Annotated in this window: 16 protein-coding genes; 12 read left to right on the top strand and 4 right to left on the bottom strand. The window is 62.6% G+C overall.

What is annotated here, in order from left to right:
- Entirely contained in the window at positions 1 to 594 is a 594-nt protein-coding gene (locus EXZ48_RS24010) for a putative colanic acid biosynthesis acetyltransferase (protein ID WP_023514185.1), read from the top strand.
- Here EXZ48_RS24010 and EXZ48_RS24005 read toward each other — a convergent pair whose 3' ends face one another.
- The 3 genes from EXZ48_RS24005 to EXZ48_RS23995 are packed head-to-tail and all read right to left on the bottom strand — an operon-like array spanning position 595 to position 4,273.
- A complete protein-coding gene (locus tag EXZ48_RS24005; RefSeq protein WP_130518824.1) occupies positions 595 to 1,776 on the bottom strand; it encodes a glycosyltransferase in 1,182 nt (393 codons plus the stop codon).
- Positions 1,773 to 3,014: a glycosyltransferase family 4 protein gene (locus EXZ48_RS24000; protein WP_130518822.1), complete on the bottom strand. Its 1,242-nt coding sequence runs from the start codon at positions 3,012 to 3,014 to the stop codon at positions 1,773 to 1,775. The genes EXZ48_RS24005 and EXZ48_RS24000 overlap by 4 nt, the downstream gene beginning before the upstream one ends.
- Complete coding sequence (locus tag EXZ48_RS23995; protein WP_130518820.1) at positions 3,011 to 4,273, bottom strand: glycosyltransferase family 4 protein; 1,263 nt, start codon at positions 4,271 to 4,273, stop codon at positions 3,011 to 3,013. Before EXZ48_RS23995 ends, EXZ48_RS24000 begins: the two co-directional genes overlap by 4 nt.
- 257 nt (positions 4,274 to 4,530) lie before the next feature.
- Here EXZ48_RS23995 and gmd point away from each other — a divergent pair, with 257 nt between their 5' ends.
- The 6 genes from gmd to EXZ48_RS23965 all read left to right on the top strand — a co-directional run bounded on the left by gmd (position 4,531) and on the right by EXZ48_RS23965 (position 11,572).
- Positions 4,531 to 5,601 (top strand): GDP-mannose 4,6-dehydratase, encoded by a 1,071-nt coding sequence (gmd, locus tag EXZ48_RS23990; protein WP_023514181.1) that lies wholly within the window; start codon positions 4,531 to 4,533, stop codon positions 5,599 to 5,601.
- The gene (locus tag EXZ48_RS23985) at positions 5,594 to 6,565 is read left to right on the top strand and encodes a GDP-L-fucose synthase (RefSeq protein ID WP_130518917.1); all 972 of its coding nucleotides are present in this window, start codon (positions 5,594 to 5,596) and stop codon (positions 6,563 to 6,565) included. Before gmd ends, EXZ48_RS23985 begins: the two co-directional genes overlap by 8 nt.
- 369 nt (positions 6,566 to 6,934) lie before the next feature.
- Positions 6,935 to 7,594: a response regulator transcription factor gene (locus EXZ48_RS23980; RefSeq protein WP_037409046.1), complete on the top strand. Its 660-nt coding sequence runs from the start codon at positions 6,935 to 6,937 to the stop codon at positions 7,592 to 7,594.
- 96 nt (positions 7,595 to 7,690) lie between these two features.
- Positions 7,691 to 9,034 carry a glutamate-1-semialdehyde 2,1-aminomutase gene (locus EXZ48_RS23975; protein ID WP_130518818.1) on the top strand — a complete coding sequence of 448 codons (1,344 nt, stop codon included), beginning with the start codon at positions 7,691 to 7,693 and terminating at the stop codon, positions 9,032 to 9,034.
- Between the two features lie 126 nt (positions 9,035 to 9,160).
- Positions 9,161 to 10,231, top strand: a complete 1,071-nt coding sequence (locus EXZ48_RS23970; RefSeq protein WP_130518816.1) for an NAD(P)-dependent oxidoreductase — start codon at positions 9,161 to 9,163, stop codon at positions 10,229 to 10,231.
- A gap of 9 nt (positions 10,232 to 10,240) precedes the next feature.
- Positions 10,241 to 11,572 carry a DUF4910 domain-containing protein gene (locus tag EXZ48_RS23965; protein ID WP_130518814.1) on the top strand — a complete coding sequence of 444 codons (1,332 nt, stop codon included), beginning with the start codon at positions 10,241 to 10,243 and terminating at the stop codon, positions 11,570 to 11,572.
- Here the strand turns inward: EXZ48_RS23965 and rfbC are convergent.
- Positions 11,564 to 12,094: a dTDP-4-dehydrorhamnose 3,5-epimerase gene (gene rfbC, locus EXZ48_RS23960; protein ID WP_130518811.1), complete on the bottom strand. Its 531-nt coding sequence runs from the start codon at positions 12,092 to 12,094 to the stop codon at positions 11,564 to 11,566. The genes EXZ48_RS23965 and rfbC overlap by 9 nt on opposite strands.
- A 286-nt stretch (positions 12,095 to 12,380) precedes the next feature.
- Here rfbC and EXZ48_RS23955 point away from each other — a divergent pair, with 286 nt between their 5' ends.
- The 5 genes from EXZ48_RS23955 to EXZ48_RS23935 all read left to right on the top strand — a co-directional run bounded on the left by EXZ48_RS23955 (position 12,381) and on the right by EXZ48_RS23935 (position 18,249).
- Positions 12,381 to 13,676, top strand: coding sequence for a class I SAM-dependent methyltransferase (locus EXZ48_RS23955; RefSeq protein ID WP_130518810.1), 1,296 nt, complete (start codon positions 12,381 to 12,383; stop codon positions 13,674 to 13,676).
- Positions 13,673 to 14,485, top strand: coding sequence for a glucose-1-phosphate cytidylyltransferase (locus tag EXZ48_RS23950; protein WP_130518808.1), 813 nt, complete (start codon positions 13,673 to 13,675; stop codon positions 14,483 to 14,485). The genes EXZ48_RS23955 and EXZ48_RS23950 overlap by 4 nt, the downstream gene beginning before the upstream one ends.
- Positions 14,482 to 15,135 (top strand): PIG-L deacetylase family protein, encoded by a 654-nt coding sequence (locus EXZ48_RS23945; protein WP_023516403.1) that lies wholly within the window; start codon positions 14,482 to 14,484, stop codon positions 15,133 to 15,135. The genes EXZ48_RS23950 and EXZ48_RS23945 overlap by 4 nt, the downstream gene beginning before the upstream one ends.
- Positions 15,136 to 15,326: 191 nt before the next feature.
- Complete coding sequence (locus EXZ48_RS23940; RefSeq protein ID WP_050746376.1) at positions 15,327 to 16,037, top strand: response regulator transcription factor; 711 nt, start codon at positions 15,327 to 15,329, stop codon at positions 16,035 to 16,037.
- A 25-nt stretch (positions 16,038 to 16,062) separates the two neighbouring features.
- On the top strand, positions 16,063 to 18,249 hold the full coding sequence (locus EXZ48_RS23935; protein ID WP_130518806.1) for a polysaccharide biosynthesis tyrosine autokinase: 2,187 nt from the start codon (positions 16,063 to 16,065) through the stop codon (positions 18,247 to 18,249).
- The last annotated feature ends 1 nt before the right edge of the window (position 18,250 follow it).

Genomic DNA, 18,250 nt, shown 5'->3' with positions numbered 1-18,250 from the left:
ATGAAGTCCCGCTACGATGATCCTCGTTTCGACGACGTAGCCTCCGCTTCGCCGCTCCTCGGCGGGCCGACCTTCGCACTTCGTTTCCGGCTGCTGCGGCTCGCCTGGCTCATCACCTGGCGCTGCCTTGCAGCCTGGACACCCCCGCCGCTCCACCGCTGGCGCAATCGGCTGCTGCGTCTCTTCGGCGCGAAGCTGGACCCGACGGCCATCGTGCACGGCACGACCTTCATCTGGTGGCCTGGCAACCTCACCATGGGACCGAACGCCTCGATGGGGCCAGGTGTGATCTGCTACAATATCGCCCCGGTGACACTGGAGGCGCTGGCCATCGTCTCCCAGCGCGCGCATCTGTGTACCGGCACGCACGACATTCACCGGGCGGCCTTTCCTCTGGTGTCGCGGCCGATCGTGCTACGGCGCAGGTGCTGGATCGCGGCCGAAGCCTTCGTCGGCCCGGGAACGGTGGTGGGCGAAGGAGCCGTGCTCGGCGCACGAGGCGTGGCGGTAAAGCCGCTTGTGCCCTGGACCGTCTATATTGGAAACCCGGCCCGCGCCGTTGCCGGCCGCCGGCATGAAGACGATGCGCAATAGTCACGCCGCGGCGTGCGGATGGGGTGGCGCATAGGCTTCGTAGAGGCCGGTCGTCAGGCGCGCGATGCGCGGCCAGGTATAGTTCTCGAAGACCAGATGGCGCCCTCGTCTTCCCATCCTTTCCGCTGCACCGGAATTCTCAAGGATCTCGATCATGCCATGGGCAATTTCCGCCGGCTCCAGCGTCGTGACCACGCCGGCACCGGCAATCGCCACCTCCGGAAAATGGCAGGCGTGAGTGATGACGACGGGCGTGCCGCAGGCAAGCGCCTCGGTAATCGCAATGCTGAACCCCTCCTGCCGGCTCGGCAGGCAGAAGCACGCAGCGGCGACAAGCGCCTGGAGCTTCGTCTCGCCGTAGAGCGGCCCAACCATCAGGACACGCCTCTCCAGCCCGAAACGTCGCACAAGCGTGCGAAAATCATCTTCCGCCCCGCCATCCGGCCCTGCGACGACCAGATCGACGTCGGGACGTTCCTGCGCAACCTGGCGGAAAGCGTGGGCCAGCAGGTCCAATCCCTTCTTGTAATGCAGCCGCGAGAGGAAGAGCACGTAGCGTCGGCCGTTCGGACGGGAGATCAAGTCGAGGAACGGCTCCGGCGACGGGAGCTGTTCGAATTCCTCGACAAAGACGCCATTGGGAATGATCTCGGCCGGTGCACGCAGGCCCACCGGCTGCATCAGGTCGACCTCGTCCCGGTTTAGCGCATGGATGAACGCGGCGTTGTCGAGCATTCGGCGGCAGCCAAGCGCCAGCGCCAGCCGTTTCTTCCAGCGTTTCTGGGAAAGGCTCCACGTATCGAGCATGCCGGCGGGACAGACACAGTAGGGAATGCCAAGCCGGCGCGCCATGGCTGCGGCGGCGACGAGAATGGGCTCCCAGACACCATGCAGATGCAGCTGGTCTGCATCCGTGAGCACGCGGGCAAGCACACCCCGTGCCCTGCGGCAGAGGATCTCCTCGACACGCCCCGGCAGAGGAAGCAGATGCCAGCTGATCCGGTCGAAGCCGGGGATGAGCCGGCCGAGCGCCACCATACGGGTGACGACCTCCCGATCCGCCTGGCTGACGACCTGGACGTCGTGGCCGAGGTCGGCCTGCGCGGCCGCAAGCCGCATCACCACCGCCTGCGGACCGCCCTTGTCCGGATCCATCGAGGTGATGACGTGCACGATCTTCATGGCACGACGCCATGCCGCACATGCAGACGGGTAAGCACGTCGAGAAGGCGACGGCCATATTTTTCGACCGTGTTGTCCCGGGCGGTTCGCCGGGCATTTTGCGACATGCTTGCCCTGATGTCCTCGTTGTCGGCGAGATGCCGGATGGCGTCTGCGATCGCCTGGGGATCGCGCTCCGGCACGATGAGCCCCTCCACGCCGTCACGCACGACACTGCCCGTGCTGTAGGTGGTGACGACAGGGAGACCCGAGGCCAGTGCCTCGTAGACGACCGTCGCCGAGCCTTCGCAGAGCGAGGGTAGCAGAAAGACGTCCGCCCAATGGTACTCGGCGGCAATCTGCTGACGTGGCACGATGCCTCTCAACTCGACAGAGCGGCCCATCCTGCGGCGAATGGAGGGCGACAAGCGGTCGGGACCGACCATGCGGATACGGGCAGCGGCGCCGAGGCGTTCGGCGGCCTGGAGCACATAGGGCGAGCCCTTGCGCAACCCGACTTCACCGACGGTGAGAACGCGGAGCGGCCCGGGCGTACGCCCCGCCGGGCCATACCGCTCCTCGGCATCGACGCCATAGGGAACCACGACGCAGCGCTCGGCCGGGCCGCCCTCCGCCACGACATGGTCGCGGACGAATTCCGAGGGGCAGACGATGCAGTCCGCAATCCGCCATTCGGCTCGTTCGCGCTCGGCGAGCGTATCGGCGAACGGATTCTGCTTCGGCGGTCCGGCCCAGTCCGGAAAGTGTCGCATCTCCTCCGCAAGGATGGCTTCCAGCACGGTGCGCGGCGCGACCATCTGCTCGACGGCAGTCCACATGCCCAGACGTTTGGCCGCCTGCATCTGCTCCAGCGCATCGCCGCTGTAGGCGTAGAGGCCGGCCGCATCGTGAAAACCACGGCTGGCGACGAGTGTTGAAAAATGGCTGCCTGCCCAGACGGCGTGCGAGATTTCCTCGATATCGTTTTCCACGCGCAGACGGCGGAGGCCGGATCTGAGGCCGAACAGCGGGAAATCCGTGATGAGTTCGGCAGGAACGCCACTCGGAACGCGCCCGGTCAGGCGCCGTACCGCCCTTGGCAGAAGGCCGGGCGGCAGCTTTCGCAGCAGAGCGGGCCAACTCTTCGTACCACAGATATCGGTAAAGAAGTGGCCGAGCTGACCTTCCCGCGCCAGGATCCGGGGCACGGCATAATGCATACGGGCGCCGAGTTGACTGACGACGATCGTCTCGTTCACGACGGCTCCTCCTCCAGGATGCGGGATCGGGCAGGAAGCGTGCCCTCCTCGGCCAGCGCGTGAAAGAGCTTGCGCCAGGTGATGAGGGCACGGTCATAGGCATAGTCCGCCTCAAGCACGGCCCGCGCCTTTACACCCATTGCCGCCACACGCTCCGGCGTGGCGGCAAGCGCCTCTATTACGCCGGCCAGTCGTTCAGGATCGCCGATGGCAGCCGTGACGCCGCAGCCTTGCGCGTCGATGACAGCCGCGACGCTACCCTTGGGATCGCCGATGAAGAGCGTCGGGCGGCCGGCAGCGAGAATGCCGTAGAACTTGCTCGGAATGATGCAATGTTCGAGATGGGGGAGCAGAGAGACGACATGTATGTCCGGCACGCCAAGGCTTTCGGCGATACGCTCCGCCGGCTGCAGGGGTTTGAAGGCCACATTCGCAAGGCCGCGCTCCTGCGCGGCAGCCATCACCGAGCCAAGCTTGTAACCGCCGCCGACCATCAGGAAAGCAATATCCGCCCTGTCCTGCAGAAGGGTCGCAGCGTCGATCAGGGTGGCAAATTCGTGCGCCCTGCCGAAATTCCCGGAATAGCCGACGACGAATTTTTCGCCATAGTTCCAGGCAGCCCGCAGAGCATTTCTCTCCCTTGCGACCGGGCGGATCTCGGTGGCATCCGACCAGTGGTGCAATACCTTGATGCGGTCTGCCGGCACGCCGCGCTGGCGCAGGAAATCCGCCATCCTCTCGGTCGGGCATATGCTCAGCCGCGACCGGACGATCGACCGGTCACGCAAATACGCGGCAAGCCGGCCGAGGATTGGCGCCTTGCGAAACAGGCCGAGCTCGACGGCAGTTTCGGGGAAGAGGTCCATGATCCAGTTGATCATCTGGCCACCGCGCAGTCGCACCGGCAGCCCGCAGGCGAGCGAGATCAGCGGCGGATCCGTACAGACGACGACCATGTCGCCGCGTCTGGCATGGTGGAGCAGCCAGAGGAAAGCCGTGAGATGGAAGGAAAGGTAGTCCACAGCCCGCCCCGGCAGCGTGTGGCGGCCAAAACGGCTCGTGGCGAGCCTAAAGACATTGACGCCGGATACCGTTTCATCAGCGGCAAGGACGCTCTGCGGATCGTCATGACGGCTGCGGCTGGCGATAACCGTAACCTCCGTCCCGTATCGCGCCAGCCCGAAGGCGAGGGCGGAGACCATCCTGCTCGTCGCCGACTGGTCGGGATGGAAGTATCGATTGACGAAAATGACCCGCACGACCGCACTCCGCCTCAATTCCAGAGGCTACGATCCTGCCAGCCGCACCGCATCCGGCAAGCTCTCCAAAGGCGCTATGGCGCATCGCGCCGCCCTATCCGTCCTACGCCTTCCGCAGGAGGAGTATAGACCTTCGGCTTGCCGGCAGCGGGTTTCACCTTATCGGAGGAGGAGAAACGCATCGCACTGCTCGAACGGTCACCTTGTGATCCCCCGCCCGCTCGCTGACTCTCGCAGAATGAGAGGGGGCGCGAGCCATGACCGACAAGAAAGCCCTGATCATCGGCGTAACCGGCCAGGACGGCTCCTATCTGACGGAGCTGCTCCTCGAGAAGGGTTACCATGTGCACGGCCTGAAGCGCCGGTCCTCGTCGTTCAACACCGCCCGGGTCGATCATCTCTATGTCGATCCGCGCACGCCCGGCGTGCGCTTCCAGATGCATTTCGGCGATCTCACCGACGCGACAAACCTCTGCCGGGTCGTCCAGGAGGTCCAGCCGGACGAGATCTACAATCTGGGTGCACAGAGCCACGTCCAGGTGAGCTTCGAGACACCGGAATACACGGCGAACACGGACGCGCTCGGCACCCTTCGGATCCTCGAGGCAATGCGTATCCTCAAGCTCGGCGCAGATTGCCGCTACTACCAGGCCTCGACCTCGGAACTCTTCGGCGGACTGGGGGAAACGGCGCAAAGGGAGGACACGCCCTTCCATCCGCGCAGCCCCTATGCCGCGGCGAAGCTCTACGCCTACTGGATGACAGTCAACTATCGCGAGGCCTACGGGTTTCACGCCTCGAACGGCATCCTGTTCAACCATGAGAGCCCCCGGCGGGGCGAAACCTTCGTGACGCGCAAGATCACGCGCGCCGTGGCAGCGATCGAATGGGGCATGCAGGACAAGCTCTATCTCGGCAATCTCGAAGCCAAGCGCGACTGGGGTCACGCCAAGGACTATGTGGAGGGCATGTGGCGCATCCTGCAGCAGGATACGCCCGACGACTATGTGCTGGCCACCGGGGAGGTCCACACCGTCCGCGAATTCGTGGAATGCGCCTTCGACGTCGTCGGGCGGACCATCGTGTGGGAGGGGCGCGGGGTCGATGAGGTCGGTTACGACCGCAAGACCGGCGAGCGCCTCATCGAGATCGACCCCAGATACTTCCGGCCCGCCGAGGTGGATTTCCTGCTCGGCGACCCAGGCAAGGCCTGGGCCCGGCTCGGCTGGAGCCCGACGGTTTCCTTCGGCAATCTCGTTTCGGAGATGGTGATGTCGGATGTGAACATCATGATGAGGGAGAAGGGCCGCAATGACCTCCATGGATGAAAGTCCCTATGATCTGCGCGGAAAACGCGTCTGGGTGGTCGGTCATCGCGGGATGGTGGGCTCTGCGCTCGTGCGCCGCCTTCAGGGCGAAGCCTGCGATCTACAGACCGTGCCGCGCAGCGAAGTCGATCTGACGTCCCAGGCCGACACGGCGAACTGGATGCGCAAGGCGAGGCCGGAGGCAGTGTTCATCGCCGCCGCGAAGGTTGGCGGCATCAGCGCCAACGCCCGCTATCCTGCTGAATTCCTTGTCGAGAACCTGCTCATCCTCGTCAATGTCATCAAGGCGGCCTCCGAGCTGGGCGTCGAGAAGCTGATGTGCCTCGGTTCAAGCTGCATCTATCCAAAACATGCCGAGCAGCCGATCCGCGAGGAGGCCCTTCTGACGGGAAGCCTTGAGCCCACCAACGAGGCCTATGCGATCGCCAAGATCGCCGGCATGAAGCTTGCCGCCGCCTATGCGGAAGAATATGGCCACCGCTTCATCTCCGTCATGCCGACCAATCTCTACGGACGAAACGACAATTTCGACCTAGATCACTCCCATGTCATCCCAGCTCTGATCCGAAAGATGCATGAGGCAAAGATCGCCCATCGCGACAGCGTCGTCGTCTGGGGCACCGGCACGCCCCGGCGCGAATTCCTGCATGTCGACGACCTTGCCGATGCCTGCGTCTTCCTGATGAAGCAGTACGAGAGCCCGAAACCGATCAACATCGGCTCCGGCGAGGAAATCACGATCGGTGAACTTGCCTTCCTCATCGCCGACATCGTCAATTTTCGCGGCCATATCGTTTTCGACAGTCTGAAACCGGACGGAGCGCCCAGAAAGCTGCTCGACTGCTCGCGCCTTCGCGCGCTCGGATGGGCACCAAGCATTGGCCTGAGAGCCGGTATCGAAGAACTGTACGATCGATGGAAGAAGATGAGCCGCAGCGTGCATGGACGGCATGACTATCCCTAGCGTGCAACTGATTGTTACGCCAGCCGGAGATACAACCCATGATTAAAAGTAACACTATTTACAATAAGTAATTGTGATAATTACGTATTTTCCGAATCTGTTCGGGTCGCTTTTTAATGAGGTATAGTAGAAAGTGGAAAAATACGAGAAGACGACTGCCGCCGATAGGCGGGGAAACCGCATTTGCCACACTCAGTTTTGACGTTGCAACCGTTTTAGGAGTGTGACCCGGCGACCAAACATTCGCAACTGTAAGCGTGATGTACCAGGAGTTTCGCTGTGACTGAAGTTAGGGGAATAATCGGGTCCGGCACCGGAAAAGGTTTGAACGGGACAATCCCGTCCTCCCCTTTTCCATCGTCCGTAAACGTGAAACCGTCGCTCTACCGCGCACCGGTTCTCGACATCATCGACGAGCGGGCACTTGACCGCGAGTGTCTGTCGCAGAGCCTCGTATCGCACGGTCTCAACATGACGATCGTGCTGTTCAGCTCCATCGAAGCATGGATGGCGAAATATTCCGGAGACTCGAGCGGCCTCCTGATCAGCCTTGGAAGCCATGACTTCACCGAGTCTGGCATCGAAGAGAGCATTCGCATGCTCGTTACGAAATTTCCCGAGCTGCCGGTCATCATCCTGTCCGACAATCACGACCTTCGCCAGGTCCTCACGGCGCTCGATCTCGGCATCAAGGGGTTCATTCCGTCGGCAGTCGGCATCGCCGTCTGCGTCAAGGCGATCTCGCTTGCCCTTTCGGGCGGCATCTTCATCTCCACCGAGAGCCTGCCGGAGCTGCGCCGCCTGATGTCCGTTGCCGACCAGCAGGAGCGTAAGCGGGCGGAGGTGTTCACCAGCCGCGAGGAGGAGGTCATCTCCATGCTCAAGCTGGGCAAGGCCAACAAGATCATCGCCTACGAACTCGCCCTCAGGGAGAGCACGGTCAAGGTGCATATCCGCAACATCATGAAGAAGCTGAAGGTCCACAACCGGACGGAGGTCATCTTCAAGCTCAACGAGCTGTTCAGCTGAGGCCTACCTCTATCGGCCAGTCCATCACGCCCAAGGGTTTGGATGGCGCGCTACCCCTGCGGTGGTAGGTCTAGGGAACCGAGGGGGGACTGACCAATGGCCGGGTTCATCCAGAATTTCGACAATTCGAACAGGTTACGCGATCTCGCGCATTCGATGATCCCCGGCGGCGCCCACACCTATGCCAAGGGCGACGACCAATATCCGGTGCTCTCCCCCGGCTTCATCGTCAACGGCTACGGCTGCCATGTCTGGGACGTGGATGGCAACGGCTACATCGAATACGGCATGGGCAACCGGGCCGTCGGCCTCGGCCATGCCTATCGCCACGTGCTCGATGCGGTCATGCGACAGCTCGAATTCGGCTGCAATTTCACGCGGCCCTCGCACATCGAGGTCGAATGTGCCTCGACCTTCCTCGACATGATCCCGACAGCCGACATGGTGAAGTTCTGCAAGGACGGATCGGATGCGACCTCCGGTGCGGTGCGGCTTGCCCGCGCGGTGACGGGGCGGGATCTCGTCGCGCGGTGCAGCGACCATCCGTTCTTCTCGACGGACGACTGGTTCATCGGCACGACCGAGATGAATGCCGGCATCCCCAAAGCGGTCAGCAGCCTGACACTGGGCTTTCGCTACGATGACCTCGACGATGCACGTGCACTTTTCGCCCGCCATCCCGGCGCCATCGCCGCGCTCATCCTGGAGGCCTCGCGCGGCGAGGATCCTGCACCGGGCTATCTCCAGAACCTGAAAGACCTTTGCCATGACAACGGCGCACTGTTCATCCTCGACGAGATGATCACCGGGCTTCGCTGGGCCCGTGGCGGCGCACAGGCGCAGTATGCCGTGCGGCCGGACCTTTCGTGTTTCGGCAAGGCGCTGGGCAACGGTTTCGCCATCTCCGCTCTCGCCGGCGAGCGGGAATACATGGTCCTCGGCGGCATCGAGCAGGTGGAGAAGCCGCGGGTCTTCCTGCTGTCGACGACCCATGGTGCCGAGACCCATGCCATGGCGGCGGCAATCGCGACGATGCATGTCTATGCGCAGGAGCCCGTCATAGAGCATCTACGCAGCCAGGGGCTGCGGCTGAAGGCAGGGATCGACCAGATCATCACCCGGCACGGCCTGGAACGCCACGTCAATGTCGCCGGGCACCCGGCCTGTCTGTCCTACGGAACACGGGATGCGACGGGAAAACCCTCACAGCTGTTCCGCACCCTGCTCCTTCAGGAAACGATCCGCCGCGGCGTGCTCGCCCCCTCGCTCGTCGTGAGCTACTCGCACGGCGACGACGATATAGACCAGACCATCGATGCCTTCGACGGCGCGCTCCACATCTACCGGATGGCACTCGAAGACGGCGTGGAGCGCCACCTTGTGGGTCGGCCCTCCGAGGTCGTCTTTCGCCGCTACAACAGCGCTGCGCACAAGGCCTGATCCGCCGAAAGGGGTACGGTGACGCGACGACTGCACCGTTCCGGCAGGGGAGGCCGTCTTTGTCCTCAATCGTGGTCACCGCCCCCCACGCCTACCATCCCCGAACGTCAGATGGGGGTTTTCGACATGAAAGTGCTTGTGACTGGACACCAGGGCTATATCGGCGCCGTGATGGTGCCTTTCCTCTTGCGCGCCGGACACGACGTGCATGGCTACGATGCCAGGCTCTACCGGCATTGCACCTACGCGCCGGGTGGCGCGATGGTCGATGTTCCCTCCGTGCTCAAGGACGTGCGCGACATCTCGCCCCGTGACCTCGACGGCTTCGACGCAGTGATCCATCTTGCCGCCCTCTCGAACGACCCGCTCAGCAATCTCGATCCCGAGGTCACCTACGACATCAACCACAGGGGCAGCGTGCGGGTTGCGCGTGCAGCGAAACAGGCAGGCGTTTCCCGCTTCCTCCTTGCTTCTTCCTGCAGCAACTACGGCCTTGCCGGCGCTGATCTCGTCAATGAGGACGCGCCGCTCAATCCCGTCTCCGCCTACGGCATCTCCAAGGTGCGGGCCGAGGCCGATATCGCCGAACTTGCGGACGCCCGGTTCTGTCCGGTCTTCCTGCGGCCTGCGACGGCCTACGGTCTGTCGCCGATGCTGCGCTTCGATATCGTGCTCAACAATCTCGTCGCCTGGGCCGTGACGCAGCGCCTCATCCTCTTGAAGTCGGACGGCACGCCCTGGCGGCCGATCGTGCACATCGAGGATATTTCCCGGGCCTTCCTTGCGGCCCTGGAGGCGCCGGCAAAGAGCGTTTTCAACGAGGCTTTCAACGTCGGCCAGACGGCACACAACTACCAGATCCGCGAAATCGCCGACGTCGTCGCGCGGATCGTGCCGGGGTGCCGGCTGGACTATGCCCAGGAAGCCGGACCGGACGCACGCTCCTATCGCGTCGATTTCGGCAAGATCGCGCGTGTTCTGCCGGCGTTCCAGCCGCAATGGGACGTGGTGGCCGGCGCGCGCCAGCTTTATGCGGCCTATAGCAGCGCCGGGCTGAGCCTCACAGAATTCGAAGGTCCGCGCTACCAGCGTATCAGCCAGATCCGCCAGCTCCTCGAAACCGGCGCAATCGATCCGGACCTGCGCTGGCGCCCGGCGGTACCCAACCCGGCCGCCATGCGGGAAATCCACATTTGAGGCATCGGCATGGGTGAGGCCACACCATTTCTCCCCGGAGCCTTGCCGGGCGACACGGCCGATCCGGGCCGCGCGCTTTTTGCGCTCGTCGCCCGGCTCTTTCCGATCTGCCGCAGCATCACCGGCGAAGGGGTGCGCAAAACCCTCTCCATCCTGTCCGAACATATCGATATCGCGGTGCGCGAAGTGCGGACGGGCACGCAGGTCTTTGATTGGATCGTGCCGCAGGAATGGACCGTGCGCGGCGCGGTTCTGCGCACCGCCAGTGGCCGAACCATCGTGGATTTCGCCAGCTCGAACCTCCATCTCGTGAACTACAGCGAGCCGGTGTCGCGCCGCCTGTCGCTGGAGGAGCTGAGGCCGCATCTCCACACGCTGCCGGATCAGCCGGACCTCATTCCCTACCGCACCAGCTACTACGCCCGTGACTGGGGGTTCTGCATGGCCCATCGCGACTACCTGGCCCTACCCGACGAGGAGTACGAGGTCATCATCGACACGGAACTTGCCGACGGGACGCTGACCTATGGTGAAGTCTTCCTGCCAGGCGAAACGGATCGCGAGGTCCTGTTCTCCGCCCATATCTGCCATCCCTCTCTGGCGAACGACAATTGCTCGGGTCTCGCCGTACTCACCCTTCTGGCGCAAACATTGGCGCAGCGGCGCAATCGTTTCGGCTACCGCTTTCTCTTCGCGCCGGGCACCATAGGCTCACTCTGCTGGCTGGCGGCAAATGAAGGGGCTGCACATCGCATCGACCATGGCCTGGTGGTCTCCTGCATCGGCGACGGCGGCGGTCCGGTCTACAAGCGCAGCCGCCGTGGCAATGCCGTTATCGACCGGGTGATCGATGCCGTGCGCTGCGACGGGCAGCGGGTGGCAACGGTGGATTTCAGTCCCTTCGGCTATGACGAACGCCAGTTCTGCTCGCCGGGCTTCAATCTTCCGGTGGGTCTGCTGCAACGAAGCGCCTTCGGTACCTTCCCGGAATATCATACCTCGGCCGACAACCTGGACTTGGTGCAACCGCAATACCTGGCATCCTCCTTCCGGATGATCCTCGATATCGTGGAGGCTCTGGAGGGGGACTGGTTGCCACTGAACCTCTCTCCGAAAGGCGAGCCGCAGCTCGGGCGGCGCGGGCTCTATTCGACGACGGGCGGGCACAAGGTAACCTCGGATGTTACGATCGGCTACCTCTGGGTCCTCAATCTGGCGGATGGCACCCATACGCTTCTGGATATCGCCCGCCGGTCCGGCCTCTCCTTCCGCGACATCGCCGAGGCCGCCGCCCGGCTGAAGGCCTGCGGGCTGCTTGGCGTTGCGGGCGGATCACCCTGAAAGCAGCGGCCAGTTTCTGTCCTTGTCCGAGACGACGGACGGTGCCGCAGGCCAGTCGATACCGAGCGCCGGATCATCATACCGGATGCCACGGCCTGCCGTCGGCTCATAGCGGGCCGATATCAGGTAGCCGACTGCGACATCCTCGGTGAGTGACAGGAAACCGTGCGCAAACCCCTTGGGAATATAGAGTTGCCGCATGTTTTGTTCGGTAAGCTCTGCTGCCGTCCAGCGGAGATAGGTGCGAGATTGCGGCCGCAGGTCGACCGCAACATCCCAGATCGCCCCCTTGAGACAGGACACCAGCTTCACCTCGCCATGCGGCTCATCCTGGAAATGAAGGCCACGGAGCGTGTGTCTTTCTCGCGAGCGGGAAAGGCTGTGCTGCACGAAATGGCGTTCGAGTCCGTGATGCTCCATCTCATCGATGGAGAAGGTTCGCGCAAAGGAACCGCGCTCGTCCGCAATGGGGCACGACTCGATCAACCATATACCTTCGAGATCAGTTTGGGCGAACAACATGGCACCCTTCCTCCCTGGAGTCCGCTATCCTGCCGCGCGCCGCCGTGCTGCCAAGTGCTTCTTCCGACGTATTCTGGCCGGCCGGTGAGGGTATAGTTAAGGAAAGCTTACCACACGTTCGAAATGCTACGCCTTTCAGACAGGGGGCGTGTTCGCATAGCAGTATCGAAACTGCCGTACCACTCGCCTAATCTGACAGTGGGCCAAGAGACGATTTCAATTTGGAAGGCTGCCCTCGTTCAGCTTTTCGTTCCCATTCTGTCGAATCTTTCTGTGGAGACGGTAGATGAGCTCTCAGAGTAGTCCTTCATTTTCGTATGTTTCTGAGATTTCCTTGAAGCCGAACTGCCGTCTATGCGGAACGGCACTGAACCATACTGTCGTTGATCTCGGTATGTCTCCACCTTGCGAGAGTTTTCGCCAGGAAAATGAACTTGTTCGTATGGAGGAATACTACCCGCTCCATGTCCGGGTTTGCGAAGAATGCATGCTCGTCCAACTGGAGGAGTATGTCAGCCGCGAAAGCATCTTTGAGGAGTATGCCTATTTCTCGTCCTACTCCACGAGCTGGGTGGAACACGCAAAACGCTATTGCGGAGCGATGATCGAACGGTTCGGCCTTGGTGGCGACAGCTTCGTGGTGGAGATCGCCAGCAATGACGGCTACCTGCTCCAGCATTTCGTCACGCGCGGCATTCCCGTGCTCGGCATCGAACCCGCCGCCAATGTGGCAAAGGCCGCCATTGCGAGAAACGTGCCGACGAGAATCGCCTTCTTCGGACAGCGGCTCGCCGACGACATGGTCGCAGCCGGCCAGCAGGCGGATCTGATCGCCGCCAACAACGTTCTGGCACAGGTGCCGGACCTCAATGACTTCCTTGCCGGCATGAGGCGCATCCTCAAGCCGCATGGAGCTATCACACTGGAATTTCCCCATGTCGCGACGCTTCTGGCACACAACCAGTTCGACACGATCTATCACGAGCATTTTTCCTACTTCTCCCTGCTCACGGTACAGATAGCCGCGCGGTTGCACGGGCTTGAGGTTTTCGACGTGGAGGAATTGCCGACCCATGGCGGTTCGCTGCGGATCTATCTCGGCCATGCCGGCGCACATAGCGTGATCAGTCCCCGTGTCGCCGACCTCCTGGGGCAGGAACGGCGCGCAGGGCTCCATACGGTAGAGGCGTACACATCGTTTGCGGCCAGAGCCCGCAAGGCCAAGCGCAACCTTCTCTATTTCCTCATCGGCGTGAAGGAGCGCGGCGGGCGCATCTGCGGCTATGGCGCGCCCGGCAAGGGCAACACACTGCTCAATTATTGCGGCATCGGCACGGATTTCCTCGACTTCACCGTGGACCGCAATCCTTACAAGCACGGCCGGTTCACGCCAGGCATGCACATTCCCATCCTGCCCGTGGAAGCGATCGACCAGCACAGGCCGGACTACATTCTCATCCTGCCGTGGAACCTGAAGGACGAGATCGTCGCACAGATGCGCCATGTCGGCGACTGGGGCGCGAAGTTCATCATCCCCATCCCCGATGTCAGCATCATCGATCCCGCGGAGGCCTGGTCATGAAAGTCGTGCTTTTCTGCGGTGGCCGGGGTACGCGCATCCGGGAATATTCCGAGAGCATTCCGAAGCCCATGATCCCGCTCGGCACCCAGCCGATCCTGCGTCACGTCATGCAGTACTACGCTTCCTATGGACATGACGATTTCACCCTCTGCCTTGGCTACAAGGCGGATGTCATCAAGGGATTTTTCCTGAATTGCCGCCCGCAAACCTTTTCGGACTGCGTGGTGTCCGGCGAGGGGCGGGTCGAACTTCTTGGCGAGGCCCAGGAGCAATGGCGCGTGGCGCTGATAGACACAGGCATCTGGCGTAATATCGGTGAGCGCCTGTGGGCCGTGCGCAACCATGTCATGAGTGAGCGAATGTTCCTCGCCAACTACAGCGACGGCCTGACCGATGTTGATCTTGACGACATGGTCGCCCGCTTCGAGGCCAGCGGCAAGATCGCCTGCTTCCTCGCGGTCAGGCCGCCGCTGACCTATCATCTTGCCGACATCGATCCGGCGGGCCGGGTTGTCGAGTTCCGTTCGTCGGACACGTCGGAAATCTGGATCAACGGCGGCTACTTCCTGATGCGCCGCGAGATCTTCGACTACATGCGCGAGGGCGAGGAGCTGGTGCTCGAGCCCTTCGCGCGGCTGATCAAGGACGACATGCTAATGGCCTACAAGCACGAGGGCTTCTGGCGGTCGATGGATACGCTGCGCGACTGGCAGATGCTGGAGGAAATGGTCGAGCGCGGCGAGATGCCGTGGGTGCGCCAGATGGCGGCCGGCCGGGTCTCCAGCCTTCGAATGGCAGGCCGCTCATGAAAACGCTGTCGATGGCCGCTGCCGGGCTCCCGTTGAAGGTCCTCTGCCTCGGCGCACATGCCGATGACATCGAGATCGGCGCAGGCGGCACGATCCTCGGCCTCATCGCAGCCGGCGTGAGGCTCGACGTCCATTGGTGCGTGATGAGCGCAACACCCGAACGAGCACTGGAAACCCGCCGTTCGGCAGCTGCCTTTCTTGAGGGCGCTGCCTGCGCGGCGGTGGAGGTCTGCGGCTTCGAAGACAGCTACTTTCCGAGCCAGAGCCGGGAGATAAAACAGTTCCTGCTGGCATTGCGCGAGCGCGTGGAGCCCGATGTCATCTTCACGCACAGCCGTTTCGACGCGCACCAGGATCATCAGGAGCTGAACAAACTGACCACAAACGTCTTCCGCGACCACTTCGTGCTGGAATACGAAATCCCGAAATGGGACGGGGACTTCGTCGAGCGCAATACCTATGTGCCGCTGCTGCCAGGAATGATCGAACGCAAGATCGAGCTGCTCATGGAGCATTTTTCGACGCAGAGATCGAAGGATTGGTTTCACGAGGACGTGTTTCGAGGCGTTGCCCGGGTGCGCGGAATGGAATGCCGCTCGCCTTCGCTCTTCGCAGAGGCATTCACAGTGAGAAAATTAGCGCTTGTTTAGGTGGATTCACCGACATGAAACGTTAACGCTAATAAAGCGGAACGAGGAATAAGCGGAACCAGACCAAGGCTCGTATTTCGAACCAGGAGTTAGTGAGGGGTGCCATGGCGAAAGACGAAACATTTTTGGAGAGGCAGTCAATCGACATCTTTCGATCGCGGAACTCGCTCGGCGTCGAGCGGCGAGAGGCCGTGAGCGAGCGAGTTGACTATCCGCCGCAGACCTACGCGGCAAACGACTACCTGGCGATTTTCGACAAGCGGAACCTCGACCGGGAATGCCTCGCAAACAGCCTCATTTCCCATCAAATCGGCATCAGCATCTTCACCTTCTCGGGCATCGCCAGCTGGCAGCAATGCAAGACGACGCTCGGCACCCTCAGGGTTGCGGTGATCAACATCGGCAGCAACGATATCAGCGACATCTCAATTCGGCAGGAAATCACCCAGCTCGTGACGACGCTGGAGCCGGTACCGGTCGTGGTGCTCTCCAACAGCCAGGCGCTGGACCATGTGCTGCAGGCCATCGATCTCGGTGTGCATGGCTTCATTCCAAGCTCCGTCGATGTCGATGTGTGTATCGAGGCGATCGGGCTGGCGATTGCCGGCGGGCAGTTCGTGCCGGCAAGCAGCGTACTCGCGATGCGCGGTCTCGTGGGTGGCTTCGTCGCCCGCAAGGCGATCCGCTCCGCCTTCACCGTGCGCCAGACGGCCGTCGCCGAGGCGTTGCGCCGTGGCAAGGCGAACAAGATGATCGCACGGGAACTCAATCTCTGCGAAAGCACCGTCAAGGTGCATATCCGGAACATCATGAAGAAGCTCGGCGCCACGAACCGCACCGAGGTCGCGTGCAAGGTCGGCGAACTCTTGCCTGACGCCGAGCATCATCTCGGCCGGGCCTAGAGCGCCCCGCAACAGGAATAGTGTCATGATCGTGTCGGGGAGCCCTGGCGTCTCCGAGGAACTTGCTGTTTCTCGGGCGGTGTCGCTTGTCTTGCAGCGCAAATGGCTGATCCTCTCCTTTCTGGCAGCGGGCATATTCAGCTCGACGGTCGGCTATCTGGACCAGCCGTCGCGCTACTTCGCCGAGGCGGTGCTGGCGCTGGATGTGCGCAAGTTCCAGGCACTGCCGACCGAATCCGTTGTCTCGCCCCTGCCGCAGGAAAGCCCCGCGCTGCGGACCGAGATCGACATCATCAGCTCACGATCGATGGGCGAAAAGGTCCTGGCACAGCTCCAGAAGGCTGGCGTCGACGTCGCCAAGGGTCTTGGCCTGACGGGAGAAACCGGTGCTGGTTCCGCGGCGGCAACGACGGCTGAGCCGAGGTCCCACGCGACCATTGACGATCGCATCCTGGTCGATCAGCTGCTCTCCGGCGTGCGGGTCGCGAACGATGGCCGCTCCTATACGATCTACATCTCGTTCAGCGGCGCCAACCCGGAATTTCCCGCCATCGTCGCCAATGCCTATGCGGAGGCCTACATCGACTATCAGGTCGACGTGCAGACGACCGCGACACGGCATGTTAGCGACTGGCTCGGTACCCGTCTCGTGAGCCTGCGCAGCGAACTCGAACGATCCGAACATGCGGCGACCGAGTTCCGCGAAAAATCCGGCATCGTCAAATCGGGCGGAACGACCCTGCTTTCGCAGCAGATCGCCGGGCTGAATACGGAACTGGCAAAGCTCAGGGCGCAGGTCGCGGGGGCAAGCGCCCGACTGGAAACCGCACTCGACGTTTCCAAGGCCGAAAGCGGCCTTGCCCTGTCAGAGGTCCTGAACTCACCGGCAATCCAGCAATTGCGCACCGAGGAGGCCCGGCTCAAACGCTCGCTTGCGACGATCAGCGAGAGCGGCGCCGTCAAGAACCCGCAGATCCCAGAGCTCAAATCCCAGCTTGAGACGATCCAGGCGCAGATCGAGGTGGAGGTGGCCCAGATCGTCGAGAGCCTGCGCAACGAGATCGAGGTCTCCAAGCGTCAGCAGGCCGGCCTGGAAGCCAGCCTCCGGCAGATGCAGACCGAGATGTCCACCGCGAACGAGGCAATCGTCCAGGCCGACCAGCTGGATCGCGAAGCGAGTGCGAACCGCGCAATCTACGAGAGCTATCTTGCCCGCTACAAGCAGACGATCGAGCAGGACGGCATCGCGATGGCGGAAGCACGCATCATCTCCAAGGCGATGCCGTCGTCCGTGCGGGCAAGCCCCGATGCATCGACGTGGCTGCTCGCCGGGATCGTCTTCGGCCTCGCCGGCGGGCTGCTCGTTGCCGTGCTTCTGGAAGTGCGCTCCGCCTTCCTGCGCCGGTCGACCGCCTATGAAGGGCATAGCGGCGTGCCGATCGTCGGGCGCATTCCGGAACTGTCGCAGCATCAGCGCGCCGGCATGGCCAAGCTGATTTGCCAGGGCCATACGCCCTTCGCCCACGCGGTGGCCGATCTGCAGGGGCGCCTGCGGCTTTCTGCCCGCGCCGGCAACGCCCTGACGGTGTCGGTGACATCCGCGGGTCCTCGTGAAGGCAAGACCTTCATCGCCTCCTGTCTTGCCCGATCGCTGGCGGCAACGGGGCTACGGACCGTCTTGCTCGACGCAAACCTTCTGGCCCCCGCCGTAGCGCGGGAGTTTTCCGTCCAGCCCGGCCGCACCGTCGTTGACCTCGTTGCCGCGCGCGATAGCGTCCTACTTGACGATGTCCTGCGCCATGACGCGGTATCCGGCATCGATCTCGTCTGCGCCGGCGTGGCGGAAGGTCCCGTCGAGCATATCCTCGGCCACGAGGCCTTCGCCCGGCTGCTTTCTACGCTCAAGCAGACCTATGACGCGGTCGTCATCGATTCCGTCTCGGTGGGGAGCGGATCGGGAGCGCTGCTCGTCTCGGCCCTCGTCGACGCAACCATCTTCGTCATACCGGCCGGCGGTGATTCCCTGCAGGCGATGAACGGCCTGCGCAAGGCCGCGGCGGCAGGCGTCGTTGTAGACGGGCTCGTCATCAACGAGGCCTCGCGCGGCACCTTGAACCGTCGGGCGAGCACCACCGCGGATCTCCAGGCTGCAAACGAAGGCAGAAAACGCAGCGATGCGGCCGTAGACATGCCGTCCATCGCCGGAATGTGAG

The organism is Shinella sp. JR1-6, assembly GCF_004284735.1.
Lineage (GTDB): Bacteria > Pseudomonadota > Alphaproteobacteria > Rhizobiales > Rhizobiaceae > Shinella.
This window is presented reverse-complemented; position numbering and strand designations above follow the sequence as displayed.